The organism is Persicitalea sp. (genome assembly GCF_041751555.1).
In the GTDB taxonomy this organism is placed as follows: Bacteria; Bacteroidota; Bacteroidia; order Cytophagales; family Spirosomataceae; genus Persicitalea.
This window is the reverse complement of the sequence record NZ_JBGSXF010000688.1, coordinates 1-2,240: the sequence shown is the minus strand read 5'-3', so window position 1 is coordinate 2,240 and position 2,240 is coordinate 1. Positions and strand designations below refer to the sequence as shown.

Below are 2,240 nucleotides of genomic sequence, written 5' to 3'. Positions count from 1 at the left end.
TTGGTCTTGTTGTTGGGCGTAAGCAAGCGTGGCTTGGTAGTCAGGCATGAAGCGTGAATGTTCGTTGGGAAATTGTATTTTTGTAAAAATGACAAATTAATTATGGAAGCTACCTTAAATTTCAATATCCCGCTCTCGATTTACGAACTGGCAGATCTGATCCGAGAGCAATTACCTGAGCGAGACCGCACGGCGCTGGCCGAACTACTACTTTCGGATCAGCCCGAGGCAGAGCAGGATGATTGTGAGGAACCCACGCAGGAACAGCTGGTGGAAGAAATGAAACAGGCGGTCAGGGAGGTTAATCTGATAAAGCAGGGGAAAGCAAAAGGCCGTCCGATCAAAGAATTGCTCGATGAGTTATAAAGTTGAAACCATCAAGACGTTTGATCGGCAGTCAAAACGTCTTGTAAAAAAGTACCCTTCCTTCAAAAAAGATCTGACTGCCTTTGCAAATAGATTGTCTGAAAACCCTGATCAAGGCACGTCCCTCGGCAAAAACTGTTTCAAAGTCCGTCTCGCCATTTCCAGCAAAAACAAAGGTAAGTCTGGTGGTGCCAGGATAATCACTCATGTCCAGATAGTGGACGATACGGTCTTCCTGTTGTCCATTTATGACAAAAGTGCGAAGTCCAGTCTCAACGAAGGTGAATTGGATTCTCTGCTTTCAGAAATTGAAGACTGATATTTATAATCTCAGCGCCTAGTAACGACATGGGCCAATTACCTGACTATCTCCCAAATTTATGCGCTACACCTCTTTTTTACTCCTGATGGTAGTTTTAACCTCCTGTATCACCCCGCGCCCCAGCGTTAAATTCGCCGAAAACGTCGTAGTAGCCCATCGCGGTGCCTGGAAAAAGAACGACCTACCGGAAAACTCCATCGCGGCCCTTCGCCAGGCAATAGACCTGGGCTGTACCGGGGCTGAGTTCGACGTATGGATGACGGCTGACGATTCGCTGGTCGTTAACCACGACGCCCACTTCAACAAACTACCCATCGAGAAGACAAACTATGCCGACCTGCTGACTTTCAAGCTCTCCAACGGTGAGAAACTACCTACGCTGCGGGAGTACATTCAAGCGGGAATGCGGGACAATAAATCGACGCGGCTGGTTTGTGAAATCAAGCCATCGACGGTGAGCAAAGAGAGAGGAAAAGCTGTCGCCGGACGAGCCGTAAAGCTGATCCAAGAGTTGGGGGCGCAAGACAGAGTCGTTTACATCACTTTCGATTACGAGATGATCTTGCACATTCATTCCCTTGTTCCGGAAGTACCTGCCCAGTACCTCAACGGTGATAAATCGCCCGAAGAACTGCGTGCGGTGGGCATTCAGGGCGCCGACTACCACTTCTCGGTATTTAAAAAACATCCCGAATGGGTGGCGCAGGCGAAAGCGAACGGCATTGCGCTCAATGCCTGGACCGTCAACCAGGCTGACGACATGGATCGACTGCTTGGGCAAGGCTTTGAGTACATTACCACCAATGAACCGGAATTGCTCTTTGAAAGGATTGCGAAGTTCAACAGCGCTTCGCGTTGATATTGAGTTCTGATGACCAGCTTCCAACCGACCTTTGATGAAAAATAAAATTCTCCTGATTCTTGCGGTTCCCATATTGCTATTGTCCATTTTGGTTTCGTGTCGTAAAGAAATCGGACAAAGTAAAAAGCAGGGCAAGCCAAACATTCTTTTCATCATGTCGGACGATCACGCGTATCAGGCCATCAGCGCGTACAGCGACGAACTGATCCAGACGCCCAACATCGACCGCATCGCTAAGGAGGGAATGCTGTTTAGCAACGCCAGCGTGACTAATTCCATTTGCGCGCCTTCACGTGCCGTGATCCTGACGGGTAAGCATAGCCACTTGAATGGCAAGATCGACAATATTTCTCCCTTCGACACAACGCAGATGACTTTTCCGCAGCTGCTGCAAAACGCGGGCTATCAAACCGCTATGTTCGGCAAGCTGCACTTCGGCAACAATCCCAAGGGCTTCGATGAATTCAAGATTTTGCCGGGACAGGGCGAGTACTACAACCCTGATTTTATTACCAAAAAGCAGGGCAGGATCAATCTCAAAGGCTACGTCACCGACCTGATAACCGAGATGACGCTCAATTGGTTGAAAACTGAGCGTCAGCCCGATAAGCCTTTCTTGATGATGTACCTCCATAAAGCGCCGCACCGCGCCTGGATGCCAGCCCTGCGCCATCTGCCCGAGTACACCTC

Annotated in this window: 4 protein-coding genes; all 4 read left to right on the top strand. The window is 49.2% G+C overall.

Going from position 1 to position 2,240, the window contains the following annotated elements; genetic code table 11:
- The first annotated feature begins 102 nt into the window (after positions 1 to 102).
- Positions 103 to 366 (top strand): hypothetical protein, encoded by a 264-nt coding sequence (locus ACEW8P_RS24220; RefSeq protein WP_373515637.1) that lies wholly within the window; start codon positions 103 to 105, stop codon positions 364 to 366.
- A 94-nt stretch (positions 367 to 460) separates the two neighbouring features.
- Positions 461 to 685: a hypothetical protein gene (locus ACEW8P_RS24215; protein ID WP_373515636.1), complete on the top strand. Its 225-nt coding sequence runs from the start codon at positions 461 to 463 to the stop codon at positions 683 to 685.
- 61 nt (positions 686 to 746) lie between these two features.
- The gene (locus tag ACEW8P_RS24210; RefSeq protein WP_373515635.1) at positions 747 to 1,547 is read left to right on the top strand and encodes a glycerophosphodiester phosphodiesterase; all 801 of its coding nucleotides are present in this window, start codon (positions 747 to 749) and stop codon (positions 1,545 to 1,547) included.
- A 37-nt stretch (positions 1,548 to 1,584) separates the two neighbouring features.
- A partial coding sequence (locus ACEW8P_RS24205) for a sulfatase-like hydrolase/transferase (protein WP_373515634.1) occupies positions 1,585 to 2,240 on the top strand: 656 nt, incomplete at its 3' end.

Excerpts from the sequence above, each read along its gene's own strand:
- ACEW8P_RS24220 (WP_373515637.1), top strand. The coding sequence starts at position 103 with ATGGAAGCTACCTTAAATTTCAATATCCCGCTCTCGATTTACGAACTG.
- ACEW8P_RS24210 (WP_373515635.1), top strand. The coding sequence starts at position 747 with ATGCGCTACACCTCTTTTTTACTCCTGATGGTAGTTTTAACCTCCTGT.